The organism is Desulfuromonas sp. DDH964 (assembly GCF_001611275.1).
GTDB lineage: Bacteria > Desulfobacterota > Desulfuromonadia > Desulfuromonadales > DDH964 > DDH964.
Genome location: NZ_CP015080.1, coordinates 537,566 through 563,916, shown reverse-complemented (window position 1 = coordinate 563,916; position 26,351 = coordinate 537,566). Strand labels below are relative to the sequence as shown.

22 protein-coding genes, 4 tRNA genes and 1 pseudogene are annotated in these 26,351 nt (G+C 61.6%); 1 reads left to right on the top strand and 26 read right to left on the bottom strand.

Annotation, left to right across the window (positions count from 1 at the left end):
• Positions 1 to 14: 14 nt before the first annotated feature.
• The 11 genes from DBW_RS02655 to DBW_RS02605 form a co-directional block, all read right to left on the bottom strand.
• Positions 15 to 227, bottom strand: a complete 213-nt coding sequence (locus tag DBW_RS02655; RefSeq protein ID WP_197463714.1) for a hypothetical protein — start codon at positions 225 to 227, stop codon at positions 15 to 17.
• A gap of 830 nt (positions 228 to 1,057) precedes the next feature.
• On the bottom strand, positions 1,058 to 1,558 hold the full coding sequence (locus DBW_RS02650; protein WP_066723821.1) for a hypothetical protein: 501 nt from the start codon (positions 1,556 to 1,558) through the stop codon (positions 1,058 to 1,060).
• Between the two features lie 152 nt (positions 1,559 to 1,710).
• Positions 1,711 to 1,798 (bottom strand) — tRNA-Ser (locus DBW_RS02645).
• A 34-nt stretch (positions 1,799 to 1,832) separates the two neighbouring features.
• Positions 1,833 to 2,330, bottom strand: coding sequence for a tRNA adenosine(34) deaminase TadA (gene tadA, locus DBW_RS02640; RefSeq protein WP_066723818.1), 498 nt, complete (start codon positions 2,328 to 2,330; stop codon positions 1,833 to 1,835).
• Positions 2,331 to 2,339: 9 nt separating this feature from the next.
• Positions 2,340 to 2,416 (bottom strand) — tRNA-Arg (locus tag DBW_RS02635).
• A 40-nt stretch (positions 2,417 to 2,456) separates the two neighbouring features.
• Positions 2,457 to 2,942: a DUF2155 domain-containing protein gene (locus tag DBW_RS02630; protein ID WP_066723816.1), complete on the bottom strand. Its 486-nt coding sequence runs from the start codon at positions 2,940 to 2,942 to the stop codon at positions 2,457 to 2,459.
• Positions 2,943 to 2,990: 48 nt separating this feature from the next.
• Positions 2,991 to 3,084 (bottom strand) — tRNA-Ser (locus DBW_RS02625).
• A 69-nt stretch (positions 3,085 to 3,153) separates the two neighbouring features.
• Positions 3,154 to 3,239 (bottom strand) — tRNA-Ser (locus DBW_RS02620).
• 12 nt (positions 3,240 to 3,251) lie between these two features.
• Positions 3,252 to 4,523 (bottom strand): serine--tRNA ligase, encoded by a 1,272-nt coding sequence (serS, locus tag DBW_RS02615; RefSeq protein WP_066723813.1) that lies wholly within the window; start codon positions 4,521 to 4,523, stop codon positions 3,252 to 3,254.
• Positions 4,524 to 4,640: 117 nt separating this feature from the next.
• Positions 4,641 to 5,231 (bottom strand): HD domain-containing protein, encoded by a 591-nt coding sequence (locus DBW_RS02610; RefSeq protein ID WP_066723811.1) that lies wholly within the window; start codon positions 5,229 to 5,231, stop codon positions 4,641 to 4,643.
• A gap of 119 nt (positions 5,232 to 5,350) precedes the next feature.
• Positions 5,351 to 6,223: an EamA family transporter gene (locus DBW_RS02605; protein WP_066723809.1), complete on the bottom strand. Its 873-nt coding sequence runs from the start codon at positions 6,221 to 6,223 to the stop codon at positions 5,351 to 5,353.
• A 181-nt stretch (positions 6,224 to 6,404) separates the two neighbouring features.
• Here DBW_RS02605 and DBW_RS02600 point away from each other — a divergent pair, with 181 nt between their 5' ends.
• Entirely contained in the window at positions 6,405 to 7,811 is a 1,407-nt protein-coding gene (locus tag DBW_RS02600) for a class II fumarate hydratase (protein WP_066723806.1), read from the top strand.
• Between the two features lie 93 nt (positions 7,812 to 7,904).
• Here the strand turns inward: DBW_RS02600 and DBW_RS02595 are convergent, their stop codons facing one another.
• The 15 genes and pseudogenes from DBW_RS02595 to DBW_RS02520 form a co-directional block, all read right to left on the bottom strand.
• Positions 7,905 to 8,954 (bottom strand): threonine aldolase family protein, encoded by a 1,050-nt coding sequence (locus DBW_RS02595; RefSeq protein ID WP_066723803.1) that lies wholly within the window; start codon positions 8,952 to 8,954, stop codon positions 7,905 to 7,907.
• A 13-nt stretch (positions 8,955 to 8,967) separates the two neighbouring features.
• On the bottom strand, positions 8,968 to 9,300 hold the full coding sequence (locus DBW_RS02590; RefSeq protein ID WP_066723801.1) for a putative signal transducing protein: 333 nt from the start codon (positions 9,298 to 9,300) through the stop codon (positions 8,968 to 8,970).
• 110 nt (positions 9,301 to 9,410) lie between these two features.
• A complete protein-coding gene (locus DBW_RS02585) occupies positions 9,411 to 9,788 on the bottom strand; it encodes a hypothetical protein (RefSeq protein WP_066723799.1) in 378 nt (125 codons plus the stop codon).
• 146 nt (positions 9,789 to 9,934) lie between these two features.
• A complete protein-coding gene (locus DBW_RS02580; RefSeq protein ID WP_066723796.1) occupies positions 9,935 to 11,056 on the bottom strand; it encodes a ribonuclease D in 1,122 nt (373 codons plus the stop codon).
• Positions 11,057 to 11,268: 212 nt separating this feature from the next.
• Positions 11,269 to 12,324, bottom strand: a complete 1,056-nt coding sequence (gene mutY / locus DBW_RS02575; RefSeq protein ID WP_066723794.1) for an A/G-specific adenine glycosylase — start codon at positions 12,322 to 12,324, stop codon at positions 11,269 to 11,271.
• A 118-nt stretch (positions 12,325 to 12,442) separates the two neighbouring features.
• Entirely contained in the window at positions 12,443 to 13,495 is a 1,053-nt protein-coding gene (hisC, locus tag DBW_RS02570) for a histidinol-phosphate transaminase (RefSeq protein ID WP_066723793.1), read from the bottom strand.
• 88 nt (positions 13,496 to 13,583) lie between these two features.
• Positions 13,584 to 14,645 (bottom strand): cyclic dehypoxanthinyl futalosine synthase, encoded by a 1,062-nt coding sequence (mqnC, locus tag DBW_RS02565; RefSeq protein WP_066723791.1) that lies wholly within the window; start codon positions 14,643 to 14,645, stop codon positions 13,584 to 13,586.
• A gap of 59 nt (positions 14,646 to 14,704) precedes the next feature.
• Positions 14,705 to 15,532 carry a KilA-N domain-containing protein gene (locus DBW_RS02560; RefSeq protein WP_066723788.1) on the bottom strand — a complete coding sequence of 276 codons (828 nt, stop codon included), beginning with the start codon at positions 15,530 to 15,532 and terminating at the stop codon, positions 14,705 to 14,707.
• A pseudogene (locus DBW_RS02555) lies at positions 15,525 to 15,755 on the bottom strand (hypothetical protein); the annotation flags it as partial. The gene DBW_RS02560 and the pseudogene DBW_RS02555, both read right to left, overlap by 8 nt.
• Before the next feature lie 26 nt (positions 15,756 to 15,781).
• Positions 15,782 to 18,001 carry a hypothetical protein gene (locus tag DBW_RS02550; protein WP_066723782.1) on the bottom strand — a complete coding sequence of 740 codons (2,220 nt, stop codon included), beginning with the start codon at positions 17,999 to 18,001 and terminating at the stop codon, positions 15,782 to 15,784.
• A gap of 1 nt (position 18,002) precedes the next feature.
• Positions 18,003 to 19,082: an aminofutalosine synthase MqnE gene (mqnE, locus tag DBW_RS02545; RefSeq protein WP_066723779.1), complete on the bottom strand. Its 1,080-nt coding sequence runs from the start codon at positions 19,080 to 19,082 to the stop codon at positions 18,003 to 18,005.
• Positions 19,083 to 19,320: 238 nt separating this feature from the next.
• Positions 19,321 to 19,920, bottom strand: coding sequence for a UbiX family flavin prenyltransferase (locus DBW_RS02540; RefSeq protein WP_066723777.1), 600 nt, complete (start codon positions 19,918 to 19,920; stop codon positions 19,321 to 19,323).
• 25 nt (positions 19,921 to 19,945) lie between these two features.
• The gene (locus tag DBW_RS02535) at positions 19,946 to 20,821 is read right to left on the bottom strand and encodes a UbiA-like polyprenyltransferase (protein ID WP_066723774.1); all 876 of its coding nucleotides are present in this window, start codon (positions 20,819 to 20,821) and stop codon (positions 19,946 to 19,948) included.
• Between the two features lie 168 nt (positions 20,822 to 20,989).
• Positions 20,990 to 21,502 carry a hypothetical protein gene (locus DBW_RS02530; RefSeq protein WP_157471719.1) on the bottom strand — a complete coding sequence of 171 codons (513 nt, stop codon included), beginning with the start codon at positions 21,500 to 21,502 and terminating at the stop codon, positions 20,990 to 20,992.
• A 488-nt stretch (positions 21,503 to 21,990) separates the two neighbouring features.
• A complete protein-coding gene (locus DBW_RS02520) occupies positions 21,991 to 26,253 on the bottom strand; it encodes a PKD domain-containing protein (protein WP_197463712.1) in 4,263 nt (1,420 codons plus the stop codon).
• Positions 26,254 to 26,351 lie beyond the last annotated feature (98 nt).

The following is a 26,351-nucleotide window of genomic DNA, read 5'->3' as shown; positions in this document are numbered from 1 at the left end:
ACTGGCGGACGACATCAGAACGGAATGTCATCCGGATCCACATTCTCGAAGGCTTCGGGCGCCCCAATCTCTTCGGCCATTTCGCGCTCGTGGAGCACCTCCCACATCTCATTCTGATGCAGCCATACGGGGTCGGCATTCCTGCGGATGAACTCATCGACATCCATGCCATCGACGGTGGGCGGCCGCTTGACGCGTTTCTGCTTCCCGCCAATGAAGATGGTCATGTACTCCTCCCGCCGCCGCCTTCTCGCGGCCTTTTCGGCTGCAGTCCTTTTTCTCTTTGGTTTCTTCATGATTGCGTCTCAACCATACTGCTCGACCAGCGCCCATCCGACTGCCGTAATCTAGTATCTCTGCTAGCTGCTTTGGTGCTTGCCGGGAGGGCGCTGGGCAAGGCCGAAAGGAGGGCGTGAAATTCTAGCCCATCGGAGATCCTGTTTCCATAATACAACGGTCCTATAACCCAAATGCTTATTCCGACGAAATAATCCAGCAGTTCCGAGGCAAAACATCCACCCGTCGGAGCGCAGCGACGCTGGGGGTTTCTTTCTACACTAAGGGGATGATCTGGCCAATGGCGATGTCTTCTTTCGCACGGGAGAGACAGTGTCCTGCTCAAAGAGTTCATCGAAGTAGAAAGCGGGAAGAACTCTGACCGGCCTAGGCTCAACGCGGCTCTTGAGTAATGCCAAGCAAGAAAAGCTACGCTGCTGATTGCGAAACTGGATCGCCGCAACCGTAACGCTCATTTCCTAATTGGCCGACAGAGGGCGGAGTTTCATTTCTGCTGTCGATATGCCGAGGCCAGAAATTGGAACAGGATCGGTTCAATTACAACCGGTCGAGCACCCTGGGGATAGGGAATAGATCTTTTCCCGGGAGCTGGTCCGCACTTGCACCACTCCGGAACGAACCATTTCCACCAACACATTCTGGGTCGAGCGGGGATTCTGGCCAATCAGTTTGGCTATCAGTGAGGGGTGGATCTCGTCGACAGAGCCGAGCAGACAGAGAATCTCACAACGCAGATTCACTCCCAGCAGGGCACACAATCTCAATAGCAGCGCAGGGATGCCCTCACTCGGGAAGGGCTGGGAGAGGTTTCGCATTTTAACTGGAGGTCGGTCGCATGATAACTGCCAAATTGATTAACGGCGGCATATAGCTTGAAATAGATCTGGTCAATGAAGGCAACCGTCAACTTGTCTCCGAACTTCTTCCAGGTCAAGCGATCTGCAAACCCATGCGGGAGACCGAGACGGAAAAGCCCTCCCTCTCCGCTGCTGGGACCATTGTTCCACCAATCCTTCGGTACCCCCAGGTCCTCCGCCACCTCACTTGCCGCCAGAGCCAAGGCGCCCGGCAGGGGCGCAGGATCAATCAGCTTCCCTTCATCATCTGCCAGCGCGACGACATCGCCATCTCGGGTGGCACGCATGACCATCTCGGTGGCCACCAAGGCTGTCCCACCGCAAACAACCAAGTTGAAAGTCGGGGCGCCCGCTATATCCAGACGGCCATTGAGCAGACGCAAGGCTTGTTTCCAATTGCTCATACTGGTACGTCATTGTATTTCCTGGTTCGCAATACGCGCACTATAAATTACATTTAAGTGGCTTTCAAGAAATCACCTCCAAAATCAAAAAGATGCCCGCCATAACAAAATCAAGGGCCTAGCCAGGAACGGCTAAGCCCTTGATTTTGTTATGGCGGAGGGGGTGGGATTCGAACCCACGGTACCTTGCGGTACAACAGATTTCGAGTCTGTCACCTTCGACCTCTCGGACACCCCTCCGCAAGAGTGAACCCGCACAGTCGTTGTCTTTGCATCAATCCGGCATCGCCGGTTTGCGTTTTTTTTCCCGCAGCTCGCGAAAGAACTCGCTGAGGGTCGCGCTGCACTCCGCGCCGAGCACCCCCTCGGTGACACTGACCCGATGGTTGAAGCGCTCGTCGCTGGAAAGATCGTAGATCGAACCGGCGGCGCCGACCCGCGGGTCGCGGCAACCGTAAACCAGCCGCGGTATCCGCGCCAGGATGATCGCCCCCATGCACATCACACACGGCTCGAGCGTGACATAGAGTGTGCAGTCGAGGAGTCGCCAGGAGTCGAGCCGGGCGGCGGCCTGGCGGATGGCGACCATTTCAGCGTGGGTGGTCGGGTCGTTGCTGGTCTCGCGCAGGTTGTGGCCGCGGGCGATGATCCGCCCATCCTGAACGACGACGGCCCCGATGGGAACCTCGCCCAGCCGGCGAGCGGCTGCGGCCTCCACCAGGGCCTCGTGCATAAAGCCCCTGTCTTGTTGGTCGGCAAGATTCACGGGCATGATGTAAAATGGCGCGCCACGAGAGATTCGAACTCCCGGCCTTCTGATCCGTAGTCAGACGCTCTATCCAGCTGAGCTAGTGGCGCGCATGGGAAGGGAACCTTATCGCGCAAATCCCTTCGTTTGTCAACCTTTTTTTGCCTTGGCCGGGACGAAGTCGACCAGGGAAAAACTGTACCGGGGATGCTGGTAAGCGTGGGTGGCGGGATAGAGGCTGAAGAGCCAGCCCCGGTATAACTCTTTGCCGTCCTCGTTGATAACGATCTGGGCGGCAGGATTCCTGGTCAGGTTGGACGCGGAGGTCATGGTCGTCCCGTCCATCACGAAAGCCGGCAGGAAGTTCTCCACCTTGACCTGCAGGTTGCCGCCCCCCACCTTGAAGGCCGCACCGATATCGACCGTATAGGTGACCTCCTTCTGGGTCTCCTTGTCGAGCACGGCAATCTTGACCGCTTTCCATTTCCCCTGGACCGATTCGGGGACCACCACCCGCGACGACGTCTTGGCCGTCTTTGCCTGCTTCGCGGGCTGCTCCTCCTGCGGGCTGCAGCCGAAAAGGAGAAGCGCCAGAATCAGCAGGAGGGGGAGCAGCAGGCGAAACGGTCGGGACATCAAAAATTCTTCCTTGCCAGAGGAACCGGCGGTGACCGAAATAAAATATGGCGGAGAGGGAGGGATTCGAACCCTCGGTACAGGTTTTGCCCGTACACTCGCTTAGCAGGCGAGCGCCTTCGACCGACTCGGCCACCTCTCCGCAGACTTGCTATTAAATTGTCGTGGTGCGTTCCTGCCACCGGCTCACGCCCGATAGAGCGGCTATATTTGGCGGAGGAGGTAGGATTCGAACCCACGGATCTTTCGATCAACGGTTTTCAAGACCGCCGCCTTAAACCGCTCGGCCACTCCTCCGCAGCAACCATCCTAGCCCGAAATCCGCTCCAGCCCGCCCATGTAGGGCTGCAGCACCGTGGGCACCAGCACCGAGCCATCGGCCTGCTGGTAATTCTCAAGGATTGCCACCAGGGTCCGGCCGACGGCCAGGCCCGAACCGTTGAGCGTGTGCACGAACTCGGGACGGCTCCCCTCGTCGCGACGGAAACGAATCGACGCCCGCCGCGCCTGGAATTCCCGGAAGTTGGAACAGGAGCTGATCTCCCGGTAGGTCTTTTGGGGCGGCAACCAGACCTCGATATCGAAGGTCCGGGCGGCGGAGAAGCCAAGATCCCCGGTGCAAAGGTCCACGACCCGGTACGGCAGTTCCAGCGCCTGCAGGATCGACTCGGCATCGGCGAGGAGCTTCTGCAGTTCGGCGTCGGACTCTTCGGGCCGGACAAACTTGACCAGCTCGACCTTGTTGAACTGATGCTGACGGATCAGACCGCGGGTGTCCTTGCCGTAGGAGCCGGCCTCCTTGCGGAAGCAGGGCGTATAGGCGGTATAGCTGATCGGCAGCTGCGATCCGGCGAGAATTTCGCCGCGGTGAATGTTGGTCACCGGAACTTCCGCGGTCGGGATCAGGAAATAGTCCGGACCTTCAACGTGGAAAAGATCGTCTTCAAACTTGGGGAGCTGCCCGGTCCCCGTCATGGATTCCCTGTTTACCATGAAGGGGGGCAAAATTTCAATATATTTATCCCCGGCCGTGTGGCGGTCGAGCATGAAGTTGATCAGGGCCCGCTCCAGCCGCGCACCGGCGCCGCGCGCCAGGGAAAAGCGCGCTCCGGTGAGTTTGCCGGCGCGTTCGAAGTCGAGAATCTGCAACTGCTCGCCCAGGTCCCAATGGGCCTGGGGCGGGAAGTCGAAGTGGCGCGGTTCACCCCAGCGCCGGATCTCGCGGTTCATGGTTTCGTCGCTGCCGGCGGGGCACTCCTCGTGGGGAAGGTTGGGGAGGGTCAGCAACAACTCTTCCAGTTGTGCCTCGACTCCCTTGAGTTCGTCGTCGAGGGTCTTGATCCGGGCCGAAACCTCCTTCATGCGGACGATTTCACCCTGCACCTGGCTCTTGTCCCGGGTCTGGCCGATGAGCTGGGAGACCCGGTTCTTCTCCGCCTTGAGATTCTCGGATTCACTCAGCAGTTCACGGCGGCGGGCGTCGAGGCCGCGAAACCCCGAGAGATCGAGGGTGCCGCCGCGGGTCGTCAGCCGACGTTCGGCGTCATCCAGGTTGTCGCGCAGGTACTTGAGGTCGAGCATGGGGGCTCCGGTAAGGGCCGATCGGCCCGGTAACGTCTCGCAAAGGTGGATTTTCTATCACTTCTTGCAGGCCGCGTCAAGCCCTCCCTTGCCCCCCTTGCCGGTCAGCGGGAGGGATCATTCCCCGCCCTCCTCCCGCGGCTTTCCCGTCACCCACCATTCGCTGTCGTCATCGAACCACCAGCGGCTCGAATCGGTCATCCAGATCGTCTCGGCCAGGCGGCGCGCCAGGTCGGTGCGCAGGCGCCGCACCGAAAAGGGATACCACTCGTCGGCGTACTGATTACCGACATCCTTGTACTCCTTGAGGGCAAGGATCATTTCGAGCTGATCGGCATCGTGGGCGAGCTGCGCCTCGCGGCTCGCGCCGCCGGCGAATTCCTCCCAGGTGTCGCGGTACTCGTCGCCAAAGGGGAGCGTCCGCGCCAGGTCCTCGACGGCGCGGCGCTCGTCGGCCTGCACGTACTTCTTGGCGACATAGTTGAGATCGCCGATCCGCGCCTCCGGCACATCGTGAAAGAGACAGAGCTGGACCACCCGGCCGACATCGACCGCCCCGTCCATGCGCGCCAGGGTGTAGCCGATGATCGCGGTGCGAAAGGAGTGCTCCGCCACCGACTGGGCGCCGGAACCGAGAAACTGGAATCCGGTGCGCGGGGTGCGCTTGAGCATCCCGACTTCGAAGAAAAAATTGGCAAGACTTTTCATAGAATCACCCCGCGCAGCTCATCGCCCATCGCCCATCGCCCATCGCCCATCGCTCGTCGCTCGTCGCCCATCGCCCATCGCTCGTCGCTCGTCGCCCATCGCTCTGGTCTCGCACTATACTACCCCAGACGCACCAGGGAAACCCCGATCAGGATCAGGCCGGCGGCAAAAAAACGGATGCGGCCATAGCGTTCGCCGAGCAGCAGAGTGCCGAGCAGGACACCGAAGAGAAGGCTGACCTGGCGCACCGGCACCGCGTAACTCATCGGCGCCAGTTTGAGGCCGTAACGGAAGCTGAGAAAAGAGCTCATCATCACCGGGCCCGAGGCGAGGATCAGCGGCCGGCTGAGTCGCCACTCCGCCAGCACCCGGCCGCGGTAACGGCGGCGCAGCAAATTGGCGCTCATCAGCAGGAACATCCAGACCACCAGCAGGTAGGTGAAGTAGAGCGGGGAAAACGCCATCACCCCGGTCTTGTCGATGACCGCTCCCACCGAGTAGGTAAAACCGGCGAGGAGGGCCGCCTGAACGGCCGGCTGCCCCAGATTGCGCAGCGGCCGCAAGGCCTCGTCGAAGGAGAGCCGCTGCAATTGCACGCACCAGGCGCCGGCGACGATCAGCAGAATTCCGGCGCTGCCGAGGGGGGTCAGTTTCTCCCCCAGCAGCAGGACTCCCCAGAGCGGAACGTAGAGAATCGCCGTCTGCGCCAGCGGATAGGTGAGGGAAAGATCGCCGCTGCGGTAGGCGCGGCCGGTGAAGAGATGGTAGGCGACGAAACAGGCGCCCCCCCCGCCCGCCAGCAGCAGGATGCGCAGGTCGGGCCGTGGCATCGGTCCGGGGAGAAGGGGGAGAAGGAGGGTAAAGAGGCTCCCCGAGGCGAGGAACATCCACCAGATAAAGACCGTCTTGTCCCCGCTGCGCTTGACCAGCAGGTTCCACAGGGCGTGCATCAGCGCCGAGAAGAGGATGAGGAGCAGGGCCTGGGTACTCATGCCTGGGAGTCTAAACTACGGGGAAAAAATTAGCGATAATAAAAAGGGGCCGGTTCAGTCTTTACCACCGCTAAAGGCCGGCCGTTACAAGGATTGACAGGAAGGGGGCAGTTGCTATCCTTCCTGGCACAGGCATCCTGTCGGCAGCGCCGGCAACCATCCGTAATCAAGGAGTATCCGCATGGCCACTACCCGCACTGAACGCGATTCCATGGGGACGATGGAGGTCCCCGTCGATGCCCTCTACGGCGCCCAGACCGCCCGCGCCGTCGAAAACTTTCCGGTCTCCGGCCTGGTCTTCCCGCGCCCCTTCCTGCGCGCCCTGGGGATGATCAAGGAGCGGGCAGCCCGGGTCAACCTCGAACTGGGCCTGCTCGACCGCGATCGCGCCATGGCGATCATGGAAGCGGCCGAGGAGGTTATCGAAGGGCGCCTCGACGCCCACTTCGTGGTCGACATCTTCCAGACCGGCTCCGGCACCAGCACCAACATGAACGCCAACGAGGTCATCGCCAACCGCGCCGCCCAGCTTCTCGGCGCCAGTTCCGGCGGGCCGGCGATCCACCCCAACGACCATGTCAACCTCGGCCAGTCGAGCAACGACGTCATCCCCACCGCCCTCCACCTCGCCGCGGCGGTGGAGATCCGCCAGCGCCTGATGCCGGCCCTCTTCAGCCTGCAGGAGGCCCTCGGCGAGAAGGCCGAAGCCTTTGACGATATCGTCACCATCGGCCGCACCCACCTGCAGGACGCGGTCCCGGTACGCCTCGGGCAGATCTTTTCCGGCTACGCGCGCCAGGTCGCCCTCGCCATCCGCCGGCTGGAGGAGGCCCAGGAGGGCCTTTTGGAGCTCCCCCTCGGCGGCACCGCCCTCGGCACCGGCATCAACACCCACCCGGAATTTGCCGGCCGCGTCATCGCTGGCCTCGCCGAGGTTACCGGCCTCTCCTTTCGCGAAGCGGTCAACCACTTCGAAGCCCAGGCCGCCCGGGACGCCGCGGTGGCTGCCAGCGGCGCGCTGCGCGGCACCGCCGCCGCCCTCTTCAAGATCGCCAACGATATCCGCTTCCTCGCCAGCGGCCCCCGCTGCGGCCTCGGCGAGCTGGTGCTGCCGGCGGTGCAGCCGGGGAGCTCGATCATGCCCGGCAAGGTCAACCCGGTAATGGCCGAGAGCCTTATCCAGGTCTGCACCCAGGTCATCGGCAACGACGCCGCCATCGGCCTCTCCGGTCTCTCGGGCAACTTCGAGCTCAACGTGATGATGCCGGTCATGACTCACAACCTGCTGCAGTCGATCAGCCTGCTGGAACGGGCGAGCACCCTCTTTGCCGCCCGCTGCGTCAAGGGGCTGCAGGCGGACCGCCAGCGCTGCGAGTCGCTTATCGAGCGCAGCCTGGCGATGGTGACCGCCCTCGCCCCGGTTCTCGGCTATGACCGCGCCGCCGCCCTTGCCAAGCAGGCGAGCGAGGAGCAGAAGACGATCCGGGAAGTGGTCCTGGCGGCGGGGGACCTCGACGCCGACGAGCTCGCCCGCCTTCTCGATCCGCGGCCGCTCACCGAACCGGGGCTGCCGGGCGCGGCCGGCTGACCGACGCCGGATAACCCACCTGCCGCCAACAAAGCCGGGGGAGAGCTTTATAGCTCTCCCCCGGCTTTGTTCCTCCTCCAGCCGCGCCGCCCCTCAGCCGGCGGCCAACGCCTGCAGATCGGCGGCGAGAGCATCCAGGTCTTCGACACAGGTACTCCAGGAGCACATGAAGCGGGCCTGGCCGCTGCCGATAAAGGTGTAGAACTGCCAGCCGCGCTCCCGCAGGCCGTCGATCAGCGCCTGGTCCAGGCTGACGAAGACGGCGTTGGCCTGGCAGGGATGCACCACCGTCACCCCGGAAATCGCCGTCAGTCGTTCGGCCAGTTGCCGCGCCATGGCGTTGGCGTGGCCGGCATGACGCAACAGGGCACCCTCCTCGAGCAGGCCGATCCAGGGCGCCGCCAGAAAACGCATCTTCGAGGCGAGCTGCCCGGCCTGCTTGCAGCGGTAGTCGAACTCGACGGCGAGGTCCCGGTCGAAAAAGACCACCGCCTCCCCCACCGCCATGCCGCACTTGGCGCCGCCGAAGGAGAGAACATCGACCCCCGCCCGCCAGGAGAGGTCGGCCGGGGCCGCGCCGGTGGCAGCCAACGCGTTGGCGAAGCGGGCGCCATCCATATGCAGCCGCAGGCCGAGCCGGCGGCAGGTCTCCCCCACCGCCGTCAGCTCCTCCGTGCTGTAGAGGGTCCCGAGCTCGGTCGCCTGGCTGATACTCAGCACCTGCGGCTTGGGGTAGTGAATATCGCTGCGTCGCAACACGGTATGCTCGACCGCCTCCAGATCGACCTTGCCGTGGGCTCCGGGGACCAGCAGCAGCTTGTTGCCGTTGCTGAAGAACTCCGGCGCGCCGCACTCATCGGTTTCGATGTGGGCGAGCTCATGGCAGATAATGCTGTGGTAGGAGCGGCAGAGGCTGGAGAGGGCGAGGGAGTTGGCCGCGGTGCCGTTGAAGACGAAGAAGACCTGGCAGTCGCTGTCGAAAAACTCCCGCAAGCGGTCACAGGCCCGTTCGGTCCAGGGGTCGGCGCCGTAGGAAGGGGCATAGCCGCTGTTGGCCGCCGCCATCGCCGCCCAGGCTTCCGGGCAGATACCGGCATAATTGTCGCTGGCGAACTGGTTGCGCCCCAGGGTCCGATTATTCATGGAAAGCTCCTTATCAGGTACCGGCATCCGCCTCTTCCCGGGCCCGGCCGCACTTCCAGCACCCCCCGAACTGCCCTTCCAGCACCTCGCCGCAACCGGGACAGCACCAGGGTCGTTCCGTCCTGACCGGATGGAGCCAGGCCTCGATGAGAAGCCGGGCGCGCGGCAGAACTTCGGCGTCGACCACCCAGAGTTCCGGCCGCAGCTCCAAAAAGGGCAACTCCCCCATGGCGGCAAAGAGCTCTTCATTGCGCAGCAGACAGGCAATCCCCTCCTGCTCGAGGCGTTCCTTGAGCAGGCCGGCCAGAACCCGTTCGTGGGGAGAGAAGGCGAGGAGTCGGTGCATGGGTTTAAGTATCGGCCAAAACGCGCCCCGCTGCAATCGCGGTGGGGCGAAAAAGGCGGGGCGGGGCCGGTCGCAACCGGCCCCGCCCCGGGGAAAGGCAGCTGTAGCGGCTAACGCCAGAAGGGAGGGAGCAACAGGAAGGGGGGCGGCAGCAGCACCACGGTGCGCTGCTCGCGATAGGCGTAACGGGGCGGGGCAGCGCGGTGGCGGTCCTGGCGAGCGTCCTGGCGACGATCATTTCGCCAGTCCCGGTGATCCCGCCGCCGGTCATGACGCTCTTCCTGGTGGCGGCAGCCATCCCGGTCGCGGTAATGATCCCGGGCAACCTCGCGGCGGTCCCCTTCCCGGTGGGCGACCGGGTATGCAGAGTCACCATGAACGGCGACGGTAAAGGTGGTACCGGCATGGCCGGCAGCCTGGCCGGGGGTCGGGGTCAGCAGCAGGACGCAGAGGAGCAGGGAAGCACTGGAGATGAGGATGCGGATCATGGTGAACCTCCTTTCAAGGCAAGTGGTGCGTTTGTTGCCATGATAGTCGGAATGATCCGCGCCGCCAGCGGACATCTGGTGGCGTGCCGCCAGATGTCGATTCAGATGTCTGTAATTACAAATACTTGGGAAACTCGATGTCGGGTTCAGGGCGCCAGCTGGGCGAGAATATCGGCGCCCAGTTCGCGCCGCTGCCACTGTTTGAGGCCGGGAATCGTTGCCAGCTCGGCCTCCTTCCGGGGCTGGCGCCGCGCCAGCTCCTCAAGGAGGGTATTGTTGATCAACACCCCGGGGTCGATCTCCAGCGCCGTGGCCTTGGCCTCGCGCCACTTCTTCAGTCCGGCGAGACGCGCATCCACTTCGGGGTCGCGCACCCGGCGCTCGCCACGGGGCATGCTCGGCAGATCCTGCTCCGCAACCGCCAACCCGGACTCGATCGCCCCGAGCAGCGCCTTGCCGTAACGATCGACCTGGCGCGGCGATATTCCCTCGACGGCAACAAGCCCCTGCAGGTTCTGCGGCGGCGCCTGGGCGATGGCCAGCAGCGGCTTGTTGCCGACCACCTTATAGAGGGGCCGGTCGCGCTTGCAGGCCTCGGCGTCGCGCCACTGCAGCAGCGCCTCGAGGACCGCCAGCTGCCGGGGACGCAACGCGGCGGCCCCCTTGAAGCGTAGGTAAAGGGGCCCGGAGTTGTCGGCAAAACGCCCCTGCTCGAGGATGCGGAACTCTTCGGCCACCCACTCCAGGCGCCCCTTCTGGCGCAACTTCTCTTCGAGCAGAGCCGCCAGCTTATGCAGGTGCCGGGTATCCTCGGCGGCGTAACGGATCATCTCGGTCGAAAGGGGGCGCACCGCCCAGTCGGCACGCTGGTACTGTTTGTCGAGTTCCACCCCAAAGTACTTGCCGAGAATATCGGCCAGGCCAACCTTCTCTTCGCCGAGGAACTGGCAGGCGATCATGGTGTCGAAGAGACCACTGACGACGAAGCCGAAATCGCGGTGCAGACAGCGGATATCGTAGTCGGCGGCGTGGAAGAGTTTGCGGATGGCGGGGTCGGCCAGCACCGGCCCCAGCGGCGCGAGGTCGCCCCCGGCGAGGGGATCGACCAGCACGGTCCGCTCCGGGGTGGTGAACTGCAACAGGCAGACCTTCTCCCGGTAGCAGTGCATCGAGTCGGCCTCGAGGTCGACGGCGATAGAATCAAAGTGCGCCAGCTCGGCGGCAAAGGCGGCGACGGCGGAACTTTCGGTCAGGATCGGTGCGGGCATGAATACTCCAGGGGATGTGAATACCAGGGGCGTCTCGCACAGAGAACACGGAGAGCACCGAGGGATTCAAAATAAGGGGCCAGAAAAGTGCGGCGCTGACTGTGTCAACGGAAATGACAGTGGACAGACCCAAGGGGAGTTACCAACAGAAGAGGTTTCCTCCGTGATCTCAAGAGAGCAAAGCGAACGGGTGAGAGACGCCCTGCTCGGTTTTACAACAGCACCAGCGCCTTTTTGTGGGCGCCGTGCAGGGGAAAGCCGGCGAGCTCGGCCCGGGTCAACCAACGGCTCTCGGCCGCTTCCGCCACCTGCAGCGCTGCCGGCGCGTCGGCCCGAAAGAGGTGCAGGTCGAGCCTGAAGTGACTGTAGGCATGCTCGATACCGCCGGCGAAACGCAGTCTCCCCTCCCCGCCCAATTCGCGCAGCAACCGCCCCGCGGCCACCTCCGGGGTTTCCCCCGCCGCCACCGCCGTCCCGGGGAACTCCCAGAGCCCGGCCAGCATGCCGGCAAGGGGGCGACGACGTACCAGGAAGGAACCGTCGCAATCGAGCAGCAGGGCGACCTGGATCCGGGTCGGCACCTTCTGCCTGTTTTGGCGACGCGGCAGTTCGGCAGCGATCCCCAGCGCCCGCCCCTGGCAGAGGTTCTCCAGCGGGCAACGCTCGCAGGCGGGGGCAGTCGGGGTACAGAGGGTGGCACCAAGGTCCATGATCGCCTGGGCGTAGTCGTGGGGACGATCAAGCGGCGTCAGGGCTTCGGCCCAGCGCCAGAGCTGCCTTTCGGCGGCGCTGCTGCGCGGGTCTTCCTGCCAGGCGAAGAGCCGGCAGAGGACCCGGCGCACGTTGCCGTCGAGGATCGGGGCCGGCACATCAAACGCGATGGAGAGGATCGCCCCGGCGGTGGAACGGCCAATACCGGGGAGCGCCGTCAGCGCCTCCAGCGTTTGCGGAAAGCTCCCGGCGTAGCCAGCGACCACCTCGCGCGCTGTCGCGTGCAGGTTGCGGGCGCGGGAGTAGTAGCCCAAACCCGCCCAGAGTTCGATAACCTCTTCCACCGGGGCCGTGGCCAGGGCCTCCAGATCGGGGAAGCGCGCCAGGAATTTTTCGAAATAGGGAATGACCGCCGCCACTCCGGTCTGCTGCAGCATGATCTCCGAAAGCCAGACCCGGTAGGGGTCGCGTGTGTTGCGCCAGGGGAGGTCGCGGCCGGCCTTGCCGTACCAGGCGAGGAGGAGCGGGGCAACCTGCGCAAAAGGCAATTCAGGCATAGATCATTAGCCACAGAGGCACAGAGACACGGAGAAAATCAATATCGAAAAGACGGTTTGAACCTTGGCTCAATTTTCGGTTCCCTCTGGGTCTCCGTGTCTCTGTGGCGATTAGGATTTACCCGATCTCCCGCAGCGCCGCCAGCAGAGCGTCAATCTCGGCATCGGTGCCGACGGTGATCCGCAGACCATGGCGAAGCAGCGGGTCGGAGAAGTAGCGCACCAGGATCTTGCGGGCGTAGAGAGCATCATAAACCCGCTTGCCGTCACGGTCCGGCGGCGAGGCGAAAACGAAGTTGGTCTGCGAGTCGATGCTGGTGTAGCCGATCGCCTGGAGGCCGGTGACGAAACGCGCCCGGGTAGCGCGGATTCTGGCCACCGTCTCCTTCAGGTAGGCCTGGTCGCGCAGCGCCGCGCTCGCCGCCACCAGTGCCAGGCGGTCGAGATGGTAGTGGTCGCGGATCTTGTCGAGACCGGCGATTACCTCGGAGCGGGCGAGGGCGAGGCCAAGGCGCATGCCGGCGAGCTGGTAGCTCTTGGAGAAGGTGCGGGTGACGACGACGTTGTCGTACTTGCGCACCAGCTCCAGCGCCGTCGCGTCGGCGAAGTCGACATAGGCCTCGTCGACCACCAGCATCCCGGCGCAGCGCTGGGCGATCTCCTCGATATAGGCGAGGGGAAAGGCAAACCCGAGCGGCGCGTTGGGGCTGGTGAGGAAAAAGAGCTTGCCGTCGTAGCTGGCCGGGAAGTCGGCCAGCTTGAAGTCGGCCGTCAGCCCGAAGGTGCGGATCTTCGCTCCCTGGATCTCAGCGAGGGTCGCGTAGTAGGAGTAGGAGGGGTGGACGTAAGCGATCTCCTCCCCTTCCCCGGCGAAGGCGCGGATCAGGTTGTTGAGCAGTTCGTCGGAGCCGTTGGCGCTGATCACCCAGGACGGGTCGAAGCCGTAGAGCTCGGCCGCTACCTGGCGCAGCTCTTTGCTCGCCGCATCCGGATACTTGCGCAGGCTGGCGCCGTCGCCGCCGACCTCGGCGAGGATCGCCGCCGCCACTTTGGGCGAAGGTGGATAGGGGTTCTCGTTGGTGTTGAGCTTGATCCAGGCCGCTTCGTCGGCGGGCTGGAAGCCGGGGACGTAGCCGGCCATCTCGGAAATGTTCTTGCGCAGGGGGATCATAAAATCCTCAATCTTGCCACGGAGGCACAGAGACGCGGAGGCTAACCTGCTTTCAAAAGATTTTCTCTGGGCCTCTGTGTCTCTGTGGCTAGTAAGTTTCCAGAATCTCGTACTTGGTATTGCGCTTCGCCGGCACAAACCCGGCCCCGCGCGCCAACTCGATGATCTCATCCTGCGACAGGCGGAAGGAGCAGCCGGCGGCGGCGACGACGTTCTCCTCCAGCATCGTGCCGCCGAGGTCGTTGGCGCCGAAAAAGAGGGAGACCTGGGCCATCATCGCCCCCTGCGTCACCCAGCTCGCCTGGATGTTGTCGATGTTGTCGAGAACGATGCGCGACAGCGCCAGCACTTTCAGGTACTCGACCCCGCTCGCGGTGGCGCCGCCGAGCTCGGTGCCGCCGGGTTGGTAGGTCCAGGGGATGAAGGCGGTAAAGCCGCCCGACTTTGCCTGGATCTCCCGTACCCGGAAGAGGTGCTCGACGATGTCCGCGGGGCGCTCCCTGCTGCCGAACATCATGGTCGCAGTGGTTCTCATCCCCAGCAAATGCGCCTCCTCCATCACCGCCGCCCAGTCGCGCCAGCCGATCTTGTTGGGGGAGATCTCCTGGCGGACTTCATCGACCAGCACCTCGGCGCCGCCACCGGGGACCGAGTCGAGGCCGGCCGCCTGCAGGCGCCGCAGGCACTCGGGCATCGAAATCCCGGAGAGCTGCGCGGTGTGGATCACCTCGGCCGGCGACAGGGAGTGAACCTGCACCTGCGGGAAGCGCTCCTTGATCTGGCGGAAGAGCGCCTCGAACCAGTCGACTTTCAATTCCGGGTGCAGCCCTCCCTGCATCAGCAGCTGGGTTCCGCCGTGCGCCACCAGCTCGGCGATCTTGTCGAAGATCGCCTCGAAGTCGAGGAGGTAGGCGTCGCTGGCATCGGCATCGCGATAGAAAGCGCAGAACCTGCACTGCGACTGGCAGACGTTGGTGTAGTTGACGTTGCGATCAACCACGAAGGTCACCCGTCCCTGCGGGTGCTTCCGTCGCCGAATCACATCGGCCAGCTTGCCGACAGCGAGGAGGTCGGCCGCAGTCAGCAGCCAGAGCGCCTGATCGCGGTCGATGCCTGCGCCGGTTTCAATGTTTTTTTGGATCGCTTCCATGGGTATCACAGATATGCCTTGAAGCCTTCAAGTAGCTGGCCGAAGTTCCTGGGCCGTACTTATTGCTTCTCCTCCAGTTTTTTCACTCCCAGGTCTTCCGTCAACAGCCTCATCTGGTTTATGGCGATTCTGTTGAGCTTCTGCAGCCGTTTCGCTTGCGGCAAGCCGTCGCTGATGAAAAGAGCATTCAGGTTTTCGAGGTTGGAAAGACAGATAAGCTGGGCGACATTCGCTTCGTCGCGGATATTCCCCTTTTCCCCCGGATTCGTTTCACGCCATTGTTTGGCGGTCATACCGAACAGCGCCATGTTCAGCACGTCGGCCTCATGGGCGTAAATCAGGCTGGTTTCTTTTGCCGTCAGGGTCGGTGGGATCAGATTTTCCTTCACGGCATCGGTATGGATGCGATAGTTGATCTTCGTCAGATTGCGCTTGATATCCCAACCCAGCTGCGCCTGCTCGGATTCCTTGAGCCGCTGGAACTCCTTGATCAGGTAGAGTTTGAACTCGACCGAAATCCAGGAGGCGAACTCGAAGGCAATATCCTTGTGCGCGTAGGTCCCGCCATAGCGTCCCGCTCTGGAAACGAGGCCGATGGCTCCGGTCTTCTCGATCCATTGCTTTGGCGTCAGGGTAAAACTGTTCAGCCCGGCCTGTTTTCTAAACCCGTCGAATTCGACGGAATTAAACGCCGGGTTATTCAGCTGTTCCCAGATGCCGAGAAATTCGATGGTGTTGCGGTTGCGAACCCAGTTTCGAATCAGGTCGTCCGTTCGTTCGCTGTCTTTGTAGCGACCGATGTCCGTCAGACAGATGTAGTCCTCCTGATTGATCGTCCGTATGCCGACCTCTTTTTCCAGCACCTCAATCTTTCTGTTTTTACTCATCGGAGCCCCCTCCTTTATTTGAAGATGAACCAAGGTCATACCGCACCTCGACAATCGTCATGGTGTCGTTGCCGAAGATATCGACCACCTTCACCGCGATCTTCCGCCTCCCCGGCGGGCATTCGTGGGCGACGCTGACCAGCTCCAGCGAGCGGTCCTTCTTGGTGCGGAAGCTCTGCCACTCGTTCTCGAAGAGGTAATCGCCGGTCCACCGCTCTTCAAAGGTGGCCAACGCCAACTGGGCATCGCCTATCCCCCTTCTTCCTGCCGTCCCATCCAGGCGCCGAAACTGTGTCCGGCGATCATCACCATCAACGGAATCTCTTCCAGCGGCAGAGTCTCGTCGGCCACCGCCGCGGCCACATGCGCCATCTGTTCCCAGGGGACCGGCGGCTTTTTCGCCGCCTTGAGCCAGAGGGCGGCCAGCACCAGGCGTTCGACCCACTGGCTCCGGCGCGGCTGGAGGATCTTCTTCAGAATCGCATCGATGCATTTGTCCACGTCGAGGCGGCGGCGCTTGCCGAGAGCCTTTTCCACCACCCGGTCGACCTCGACATCGTCCTCGAACCAGGAGTAGGCAAAGGGTTGCTCTTCGGCCCAGGCCGCGGCATCCTCAAGAGCCTTTTCCCGGTAGCGCGTGGTCACAAAACGCTCACCCCGGCGTTCGAGCTCGGCACGCAGGGCGGCGAGCTCGGCACGGGCCTTGAAAGGTGCGGCTTTCCACTGATCGCAGCCGAGGCGTTCGGCGATGGCCACCAGCCAGTGGCAGGGGACCTTGTCCTGCGCCGCGCCGTCGGCCAGGGCCTGGCTGATGCGCCGGTTCAGGTAGTCGGCCGAGACTTCGACCGCGCCGGTCTCGTGACGCAGCATGGCGAGCAGCTCGTTGCGCTCGCGTTTGCCCGCCAGGGGAACCAGAAAAGCGTCGGCGATGCCGGCCCCCTTTTTGGGCATGACCGAGTAGCAGAGGAATCCCGTCCCCACAGGCACCAGCACCTGAAAGGTCTGGGCCATCGCGCCGTCGACGGCGCTGCCGTAGACCGTCGCCGCTACCCGTTTGGGCAGGGGCGCACATTCGATCCGCGCCTTACGGGCGTTGGTCACCGCCTGATCGATCAGGCTGCGCTGCGCCTCGGGGAACCAGTTGCGGGCGACGATCAGCCGCCGCAGGCTCGCCGGGGTCAACCGATTCCCTTCGACCTCGGCCAGCACCTGCGCCACTCCGGAGCGCACCTCGGCCTGCGGATGAAAGAGCATCAGCACCGCCGCCTCGCGAATCGTCGAATGCTCAGCCCCCAACATCAACCGGCAGAGATTGACCTGGACCTCGAAATCTCCCACCGACATCATTTGCAGGACCGCTTCAAAGAATTCGTGGGGGGTGCCGGCGCCGTCCTGTTCCAGCGCCTCCAGCAGTTCGCGCAGCACCTGTTCGGGGTCGGCGACGAAATCGGCATCGGCATCGAGCCCGGCCAGCATGCGCCGGCGGTTGGCCTCGTGCAGGAGTGGAAGAATCTCGACGCGGGCATCGAGCAGAATCTGGGTCACCATGGCGCCGAGTTGGGGCGCAACCCCTTCGGCAAAGACATGCCGGGCCAGGGCCTCCTGCCACTTTTCCATGTGCCGCGCCGCCTCGGGACGGCGCCGTTCCAGATCGACCCGCAGGATCTCCAGGGCGTCGCGCAGCAGCCCCAGACCCGCATCGAGATGCGTTTCGTCACCGGCGCGGTCATACCCGACCAGCAGGCCGGCCAGTTCGTCCGCGGCCCGGGGGTTCGCATACAAATAACCGCGCAGCTCGGTCTGCCTCAGGTTGGTGGTTTCAAAGGGCGCACCCGCCTCCCGCCGGCAGCGCTCGACCCAACCGGTGGTGCCCCCGGCAACCGGCCCCGTGTCGGGGAACAGGCTCCCTTGGGCCGTGACTGCAGCTTTTTTCTTGCGCCCGCCCGCTGGCGGCGTGCGCACCGCCGCCTTGAGCAGACTCTCGAAGGCCTCTAACGGATCCTCTTCCGGCGGCGGCTTGATGGTTCGCACCACCGAGCCCGGTTTGGGGAAGGGTTTCCCCCGGTAAGCATGTCCGTCCACTTTTTTGCGCACTTCCTTGTAGTGGCGGTACATCCCCTTGAGCCAGTCAGGAGATTCGTTGATCAGATCGACAAAAACCCGGAGCAGGTCTGCGGCTGCCGCCGGCTGCCGGGCATATTCGTTCAGGTAGGGACCGGCGAGCGGTTCGTCGGCATCGAAGCCGAACTCGATCACTGCCGCCTGCTTCCCCTTGCCGTCGACGACGTAGAGTACGGTGCGCCGGCAGTCGCACCCCGGATCGGTGCAATAGGCCTCGACAAAACTGTACTCACCGGCCTTGGCCTTGCCGACCTTGCGAGGCAGGATGACGCCGACCACCGCCTCTTCGGCATCGGGAAAAATCAGCGGATAAAGGGTCATCCCCGGGAATTTATCGATTGAAGCCATGTCAGTACACCTTCAACTCATGATACAGCGTATCGCGCTCCACCGGCACCTTCCCGGCCTTGCGGATCAGGTCGCAAAGCTGCTCCTTGGCCAGCGCCTGCGGCGCCTCGGCGCCGGCGTCATGGCCGATCTTCTCTTCGACCACGGTGCCGTCGAGGTCGTTGACGCCAAAAGCAAGCGCCACCTGGGCGATCTTCAGCCCCAGCATCACCCAGTAGGCCTTGATGTGGCGGAAGTTGTCGAGGTAGATGCGGCTGATCGCCAGCGTCTTCAGGGCATCGACCCCGCCGACCCCCTTCGCCCCCGGCACCCGGGTGTTGTCGGGCTGGAAGGCGAGCGGGATAAAGGCCTGGAAGCCGCCAGTGCGGTCCTGCAGCTCGCGCAGCTTGCTCAGATGATCGACCCGATCCTGGTGCCCCTCGACATGGCCGAAGAGCATGGTGGCGTTGGTCTTCAGCCCCTGCCGATGAACCGCCTCGACCACCTCGAGCCAGCGCGCGCCGCTGATCTTCTCCGGACAGATCTGCTGGCGCACCGCCGGGGCGAAGATCTCGGCGCCGCCGCCGGGCATGGAACCGAGTCCGGCCTGCATCAACTCGGCGATCACGGCCTCGACCCGCTGCCCGGTGAGGGCGGCGAAGTAGTCGATCTCCACTGCGGTGAAGGCCTTGACGTGGAGCTGCGGCTGGTCGGCGCGGATCGCCGCCAGCATCTCGAGGTAGAAGTCGAAGGGGAGATCGGGATGGAGCCCGCCGACCATGTGAATCTCGGTCGCCCCGGCCGCCGCTGCCTCGGCGCATTTTTCCAGGATGTCGTTGAGGGCCAGGGTGTAGCACCCCTCGTCCTCCACCCCCTTGGAGAAGGCGCAGAAGGTACAGCGGTTGACGCAGAGGTTGGTGTAGTTGATGTGGCGGTTGACGTTAAAGTAGACCTTCTCGCCGTTCTGCAGCTGATTGGCGTAGGCGGCCAGGTCACCGATGGCGAGCAGGTCGGTCGACTCGAAGAGCGCCAGCGCCTCGGCATCGGTGATGCGCAGGCCGGCGGCGAGCTTCTGGTGGAGAGTTTCGAAAATATTTGCCATCGGTGCTTTACCTCAAAAAACGTAAATCGTCTCGCACAGAGATCACAGAGGACACGAAGAAATGAATCTCCCCGCAGCAAGCTACGGGGTATCAAAAGTTTAGATTGATCGCTTTCATCGAAGCAAGCTTCGGGGAATTCGACCCACCTGAGATTAAAAAGGAATGGGCACCTCTGTGCTCTTTGCGTTCTCTAGTGAGCGTCAGCGAACGGGGGAGAGCCGCATTTCTCCGTCAGCTTTATTCCTCCCCCCAGCGGGTGAAAAGCGCATGCGCGACGCCGAGGCTGTCGAGAATCTTGCCGACCACGAAGTCGACCGCCTCGGCCAGGCTCTGCGGCTTGTGGTAGAAGGCCGGCATCGCCGGCAGGATCTGCGCCCCGGCCCGGGAGAGCTTGAGCAGGTTCTCGAGATGGATGGCATTGAGCGGCGTCTCGCGGGGGACCAGGACCAGGTCGCGACGCTCCTTGAGGGCGACATCGGCAACCCGCTCGATCAGGTTGCCCGAGAGCCCGGCGGCGAGGCGCCCCGCCGTCCCCATCGAACAGGGGGCGATGACCACCGCGTCGGGGGCGGAGGAACCGCTGGCGATGGCGGCGAAGAGGTCATCGCAGCCGAAGTGCTCGAGGTGGCGGTCGCCGCCGAAGTAGTCCCGCATCAGCTGCAGCCGCTGGCCGGTCGTCCCTTCCCAGCCGAGGCCGGTCTCGTAGCGCATGACCTCGAGCCCCGCCTTGGAGAAGAGCAGGGTCACCCGGCACTCCTGCTTCAGCAGCTCCTCGACCAGGCGCAGGCCGTAGATCGAACCGGACGCGCCGGTGATCGCCACTACGATCCGTTTCATCGTCGCCTCCCTTCGCAATCCCGCGTTAGGTTAAAGCATCGACCAGGGTAAAGAGGAAGATCGCCACGCTCACATAACCGTTCATGTTGAAAAAGGCCGCGTCGAGCTTGGAAAGGTCGTCGGGCCTGACCAGCCGGTGTTCATAGATCAGCAGCCCCGCCACCACCGCCACGCCGAGCAGGTAGATCCAGCCGAGGCCGGTCCCGATCAGCAGCAGCAACAGCAGGAAGACCATCATTGCATGAAAGGCGCGCACCAGCCACAGAGAGCGCGTCACGCCGAGCTTGACCGGAATCGAGTGGAGCCCCTTGTCGCGGTCGAAATCGAGATCCTGCAGAGCGTAGAAGACATCGAAGCCGGCCACCCAGAAGAGGACCGCCAGCCCCAGCGCCACCACCTGCCAGGAGACGTCACCGCGCAGGGCGATCCAGGCGCCGACCGGAGCGGCGCCGAGGCAGATGCCGAGGACGACGTGGGCCAGCGCCGTGAAGCGCTTGCAAAAGGAGTAGAGGGCAAGGAAGAAGAGCGCCACCGGGCTGAGGTAGAAGCACAGGGGGTTGAGCATCCAGGCGGCGACCAGCAGCAGCGCAAAGGAGGCGAGGACAAAGAGCCAGGCCTCGCGGGTCGAGACCATGCCGGCCGGGATATGGCGGCCGGCGGTGCGGGGATTCTCGGCGTCGATCTTGGCGTCGATAATGCGGTTGAGCCCCATCGCCCCGGAACGGGCGCCGACCATCGCCAGGCAGATCCAGAGGATTTGCCCGGCCGTCGGCGGCGCACCCGTCTTCAGCGCCGCCAGGGTCGCCCCCATCAACGCAAAGGGGAAGGCGAAGACGGTGTGGGAAAACTTGATCATCTCCAGCAGGGTACGCACCCGGCCGAAGGGAGTGCTGTCGGACATGAACAGACCTCGCTGCGGGGAATTTTCCGAGCTGCTACTTTACACCGGGCGGTTCCGGGGAACAAGGCTTTCGTCGCCCCGCCAGTCGCCGCAGAGGGGCACTGAACGGCAAAGGGAGAGGCGCTGCCTCTCCCTTTGCTCATTATACGATTGCCCTTTTTGCCAGGGTCAGTCGGCCTTCTTCAGCGGCATGCCGCACTTGCACTGCCCCGGTTGATCGGCGACGGTGTTGCAGAAACAGGACCCGCCACAGTTGCAGAAGAAGATGCCGGTCCCCTTCAGGCTGACACGTTTGACCTCCTTGCCGCAACCACACTTGGTATTGTCGGCCGGGTCGATGGCACATTTGCAGTCGGCGCCGCAGGTGCAGAGGAGCGCCTCGTCCCCTTCGACCTTTACCACGTGGTAGGGCACCAGCGGCTGGCCACAGGCACATTTCCCGGGCTTGGTACTGACGGTATTGCACTTGCACTCGGGACCGCAGTTGCAGACGTAAAGGAGGTCATGACGCTCCGCCGCCTGGTCGGCCGTCATGGGGGCTGCCATGGCGGCACCACGCATTCCGCACTTGTCACATTGCACCCTCGCCTTCTGCTTGCAGTGCATCCCGCAACAGCCGCTCATCACCAACGCGACAGCCAACAGCAGCACCCAGTTCCAACTCATTCTCCCGCTTGGCATCAACATTCTCCTTCATTCACAAGGGGTTAGTCCGTATTTCCCGGAATTTTCGGGGACAATATCACGTCCATTTCCTCAGGGCAAGGGGAATGACCTTCCTCCGGCCGCCCCTGAACTAGAAGCTGCGGGAGGCAGAGAAGCAAACTTTCACATTATCGATTAAAAAAACTTACTTTTTCTTGCGGTACACCCACGCATACAAATCAAAAAGCAGCTTTCCTGGCCTCCCTAGCGCTGAGTCCGGCCAGATTCCTGCAATCATAAGGAGGAGCCCTGGCATGCCAATCCCGGCCCAAGCCAACGGCGACCAGAATTGGATGCCAGGACCTCGGCCTGAAGTCCCCATATTTTCGCGGGCCAAAAAACCGATCAACACAAATACCGCATAACCGAGTCCCCAGTAAAAGATCCGGCGTTCCTTGATTATCGGCAAAATGACCTCCATAACAACGCGACTGTCTCAATACTACCTTGTCGGGATAAGTTCGTTATTCCTTCCAGCGAATCGTCGGAGTCACGGCCCTGTTGGCAGCAGCCTGCGCTTGTCCAGCACTGGTTTCGATCGTCCAGGTCTTTGTAACTCCGGCAGTCATATCAGTCCCGGTCTGGGCATCACCACTCAAAACTGTGACGGTGCTCGGGAAAGAAATGTAATAGGTGCCGATGGAATCCGGGGCGGTAATCCCGCGCATGGTAACCGAGTGGATCCCATTGGTCAGAGGAACATCGGCAGAGACGCTTATCGCCGGAGTACCCATGGAAATTATCAATTCACCATCAATATACAGAGCGAAGGTGTCATCGGTGGCCGCCCCATTATCCCCGATGGTAAAATTGTGAAGACTTTGTTCGACGGTGAACCCAATCGAATTACTTTGTTCACCCTTTACCTCAACCCAAACCGGCCCCGTTTCGGCTCCTTTCGGAACTATCGCAGAAAGCGAGGTAGAAGAGGCCGCTGTAATTCCTGCTGAAATCTGGCTGCCTGAAGGGCCGGTAAAATAGACGGTGTTTCCCGCGAGATTGTCTGAAAATCCGGCACCCGTCAGCTCGACCTTGTCGCCCCAGCCACCTTTGTCGGGAGCGATTGCGGAGAGAGTCAGGTTATCGACCAGTTCAATGGGATTTGGTGCGTCGAGTGTCACCGGATATATCTCATTAATCAGGGTATAGTCGATATGGTGATGGTGAAGGGTCACGGTAATTGGGCCTACCGCATCTTTCAGCCAAGTCGCCGGCAGTGTGCAGGTCAGCTCATCATTGGGCGCTGCAGCGCCGACCGGGATCAGGAAGGTGGAAGGAATCGGGTTGGTCTCCTCATACTCATTTCCCTTGGAATCTTTGAACACAACGGTGGGGGTATAGCGGGTCCCCTTGAATGTAGCCGGGCCAATGCCCGGGCCCTGCAATTTGACCTGTTTATTGGTATCGTCTCTCTGGATCGCAGTCGGTGATATGGTTTCGATGGCCACCGGGAAGAGCACCTTGAATTCGATTTTGCTGTGAGTGGTCGTCATGTCGATGGCCAGAGCCCCCAGGTCGATGGCCGTTCCACCCACCGATACCACCGTTTCGGCGGAACCCCAGGGAGTCAGTTTGAGCCCGAGTTTGGCAGCCAGTTTGACCACGTCCTGCGGGTCGATCGTTCCCAGGTAGGCTTCGGCCACAGCCTTAACCAGATTTTCGAGGACCTGGGTGTTCAGGGTCTTTTTAACAATCTGCCCGACCCCGCCCACAAAGTCACCGTTGGTCCAGACTTGCTCGATTCCATCGAAAACTCCAAAATCGAAAAGGACCTTCAAAATAATCTCGGTTTTTGTATCGCTGGCCTTGATCCCGACAACCGTGTTGACGACCGGTACAACCGCCTGACTCAAAAAGGTGCGTAGGGCCAATTTGAAGGAGGGCGAATTGTAGTAGTCGTCCCAGGATTCCATTCGGAGCCCGGGCGTCCGGACGGTCAAAACGGCACTGCGATACTTCAGGTCCATCTCCTTGTCGCTACCCCAATACCCCCCCCAGAGACCATTTTGCGGACCGAGCAGATCAGAGGAGAAGAAACGATCGACAAACGTATTACCTGGAAGCACCTTGGAGTTAAAGGCGTCCCGGGCTTCGACATCCGCAAAAAGCATAGTGTCATTTTCGACATTGATCTTACCGTTGATGGCGCCAGTGCCCAAAGTCCCTGCATTAACAAAACTAACGACAAAATCTTCTTGTGAATAGGCCGGCTGGATGTCTGGATTTCCGGTACTTACGGCAGCTGCACGAGCCAGCGCCGCAGTTACTTTGGGGGCCAGGTGAATGGTTCCGTTGGCTATCGCCTGATCGATCGCCGCTCCGGCTGCACCAACAGCGCTTATAATCTGAGCCTGCAATCCTGGCGCAAGATAATCTTCCAGAAAATAACTGTTACTTCCCAAGTTCTGATCAAGGTAAGTGGTGAAGTCAGTTACGGAACTTGCGACGATTGCAAGCGCTGCGGCATGGTCGGCCCGTTCAATGGACGATTCCAGGCCCATGGCACCAAAAACAATATCAGTGGCAGTCGATTGCGGGTTCATCGTAACACTGGACTGCCCGGCGAGAACCGTTGCTGAGAGGAAGACGGCCGGTTTATGGGTAGCATCGGCTGGAGCGAATACTGTGACAGAAGAGGTCCCCTGGTTGAGAACCGGCAGCAGGAAGGCGCCAGTGGCATCGATTGCCACCTTGTCTGTCCCGAACTCAGCCAAAAGTGCACTCGGAACGAGGGTCGATCCGGCAGGAAGTTCAATGACTCCACTGATCGATCGTGTCACTTTCAGATTTACCGGGTTTGAAGTACCAAGCGCCACAACCCGCAAATCTCCGCTTTCCGCGCTGGTTGGAACCGTCACTGTCAGCGCAGTATTGCTGATCTCCCAGCTATTCACCCCTGCAGCAACCGTCCCGAATACCACATTGACCGTGTTGGCCGAAAGGTTTTGACCACTTAAAACCAAAGAATCTCCGGGCATTACGCTTCCACCGGTTACGGGGTACAAAACCGGATGGGTGGCACTTACCACGATCAGGTCAAGGGCATTCGAAACCTTGGAACCCGATCCTACCGCAATACTGACCCGTCCCTGCTGGATCGAAGCGGGCAGGGCAAAGGTTAGCTGACTGTCAGAAACTGTGATCGGAGTGATATTCTCCGTAGCCGACAGGGTCTGCAATAAAACCGCTGCGGAAGGCGAAAACCCTTCTCCGTTCAAGGTGATCAAATCCCCTGCCCGGGCAATTTCCCTAATCTGGTAACTCTGGTTACTGCTCGGATCAACGACGGTCGCAACAACGTCCGACAGCAACACCCTTTGCTGCGGGTCAAGCAGTCCAGAGAGGGTCGCTACGGCATTCCGGTCAGGATCGAGAGAATCGATGAGGCCATCGTTATCGTCGTCACTGTCGAGAAAGTCGGGGATTCCATCGCCATCTGAGTCGAGGGGGAAATTGGGATTAATCCCTACTTCGCTGGCATCGGGAATACCGTTTGCGTCCGAATCATTGTCAAGAAAGCTAGGAATGCCATCGCCGTCGGCATCGCCCTGCCCTTCGAGTTTGTCTGTAATCCCATCCATGTCCGAATCGTTATCCCACCAAGCGGGGATACCATCGCCGTCAATGTCAAAGCTGCCTTTCTCTGCAAAAAACTCTTCGCCGTCACCGATCGCATCGCCATCCGCATCGGGCTCGTCGGGAAGCATGCCCATGGCCAATTCCAGGTCATCCGGCAAGCCGTCCATATCGGAATCTTTAATCAATCGCAACTCGTAACCAAAAGCAGGATTGGCCTTGCTCTGTTTATCACTAACCACTACCGTGTAGTTGCCATCCACAGGAATGCGCAAACCCACAACAACATCACCAACCAAAGATCCGACCTGGCCTTCAATCGATGGCAGAGGCAATCCATTGGTATCCAGAACAGCCAGAACCGGCTCGAAAACGTTCCCGGTCATGCTGAGGGCAACGGTTACAATGTCTCCGCCCGTCGCAGCAAACCGGAAGTAGTCATCATCGACAGTATAGGTAGAACCGGGCTCTAGAGTCCCATGAATCAAAGCAGGATAGGTTCCACTCAGAACATCGGCGTCGTTAATGTTGCCGTTGAATTCGGTCTCCGAAAATACCGCCAGAACCGATTGTAGCGCATCAAAGGGATAGGCATCGAGCGCATCGTCAACACCGTCATTATCTTCGTCAGAGTCAGCATAGTTACCAATGCCGTCCCCATCTGAATCGATCCACTCGACCTTGTTGTCCGGAAAAGCGTCGGCCGTATTGAGAACTCCATCACCGTCGCTGTCGCTGTCAGCTGAACCGAGCAAGCCATCTCCATCAAGGTCGGCCACCATGGTTTTCTCGGCCATATCGGTGGTCACCCCGTCGGACACGGTCAAGCGGACCTTATAGGAGCCCTCCGATACAGCCTTCAAACGAGCAGTCTTGCCCTGCGGCGAAGTCAGAACTGCCGAATCGGAGGTGGGCCCCTGAACCACCGACCATTGATAGGTCAGCGCCGTCGCATTGGGAGAAACCGACCCTTCGCCGCTAATGACAACATCCTGATTTAGTGCAATAGTTGCGGGGGCCGTAATCGAAGCTTTGACTGGGTTTTCCGTTGGCGGCGGAGCAGTCACACCCGAATCCCCACCACCACCGCATCCCGCGACTAGCAATGTTACGAACAGGGCCAAAGAAAGAAATCTTCCCAATCGTTTCATCATATCCTCCCATTCCAAATTAAAAACCATTCCAGCCACCCTATGTGGCCGGTTCCAAAATTCGACCAAGCTGATACGACCCATCGGTCAGCGCAATT

Coding starts and splice junctions, on each gene's coding strand:
- DBW_RS02655 (WP_197463714.1), bottom strand. CDS start 227: ATGACCATCTTCATTGGCGGGAAGCAGAAACGCGTCAAGCGGCCGCCC.
- DBW_RS02650 (WP_066723821.1), bottom strand. CDS start 1,558: ATGAGCAATTGGAAACAAGCCTTGCGTCTGCTCAATGGCCGTCTGGAT.
- tadA (WP_066723818.1), bottom strand. CDS start 2,330: ATGCCCGTGAATCTTGCCGACCAACAAGACAGGGGCTTTATGCACGAG.
- DBW_RS02630 (WP_066723816.1), bottom strand. CDS start 2,942: ATGTCCCGACCGTTTCGCCTGCTGCTCCCCCTCCTGCTGATTCTGGCG.
- serS (WP_066723813.1), bottom strand. CDS start 4,523: ATGCTCGACCTCAAGTACCTGCGCGACAACCTGGATGACGCCGAACGT.
- DBW_RS02610 (WP_066723811.1), bottom strand. CDS start 5,231: ATGAAAAGTCTTGCCAATTTTTTCTTCGAAGTCGGGATGCTCAAGCGC.
- DBW_RS02605 (WP_066723809.1), bottom strand. CDS start 6,223: ATGAGTACCCAGGCCCTGCTCCTCATCCTCTTCTCGGCGCTGATGCAC.
- DBW_RS02600 (WP_066723806.1), top strand. CDS start 6,405: ATGGCCACTACCCGCACTGAACGCGATTCCATGGGGACGATGGAGGTC.
- DBW_RS02595 (WP_066723803.1), bottom strand. CDS start 8,954: ATGAATAATCGGACCCTGGGGCGCAACCAGTTCGCCAGCGACAATTAT.
- DBW_RS02590 (WP_066723801.1), bottom strand. CDS start 9,300: ATGCACCGACTCCTCGCCTTCTCTCCCCACGAACGGGTTCTGGCCGGC.
- DBW_RS02585 (WP_066723799.1), bottom strand. CDS start 9,788: ATGATCCGCATCCTCATCTCCAGTGCTTCCCTGCTCCTCTGCGTCCTG.
- DBW_RS02580 (WP_066723796.1), bottom strand. CDS start 11,056: ATGCCCGCACCGATCCTGACCGAAAGTTCCGCCGTCGCCGCCTTTGCC.
- mutY (WP_066723794.1), bottom strand. CDS start 12,324: ATGCCTGAATTGCCTTTTGCGCAGGTTGCCCCGCTCCTCCTCGCCTGG.
- hisC (WP_066723793.1), bottom strand. CDS start 13,495: ATGATCCCCCTGCGCAAGAACATTTCCGAGATGGCCGGCTACGTCCCC.
- mqnC (WP_066723791.1), bottom strand. CDS start 14,645: ATGGAAGCGATCCAAAAAAACATTGAAACCGGCGCAGGCATCGACCGC.
- DBW_RS02560 (WP_066723788.1), bottom strand. CDS start 15,532: ATGAGTAAAAACAGAAAGATTGAGGTGCTGGAAAAAGAGGTCGGCATA.
- DBW_RS02550 (WP_066723782.1), bottom strand. CDS start 18,001: ATGGCTTCAATCGATAAATTCCCGGGGATGACCCTTTATCCGCTGATT.
- mqnE (WP_066723779.1), bottom strand. CDS start 19,082: ATGGCAAATATTTTCGAAACTCTCCACCAGAAGCTCGCCGCCGGCCTG.
- DBW_RS02540 (WP_066723777.1), bottom strand. CDS start 19,920: ATGAAACGGATCGTAGTGGCGATCACCGGCGCGTCCGGTTCGATCTAC.
- DBW_RS02535 (WP_066723774.1), bottom strand. CDS start 20,821: ATGTCCGACAGCACTCCCTTCGGCCGGGTGCGTACCCTGCTGGAGATG.
- DBW_RS02530 (WP_157471719.1), bottom strand. CDS start 21,502: ATGCCAAGCGGGAGAATGAGTTGGAACTGGGTGCTGCTGTTGGCTGTC.
- DBW_RS02520 (WP_197463712.1), bottom strand. CDS start 26,253: ATGAAACGATTGGGAAGATTTCTTTCTTTGGCCCTGTTCGTAACATTG.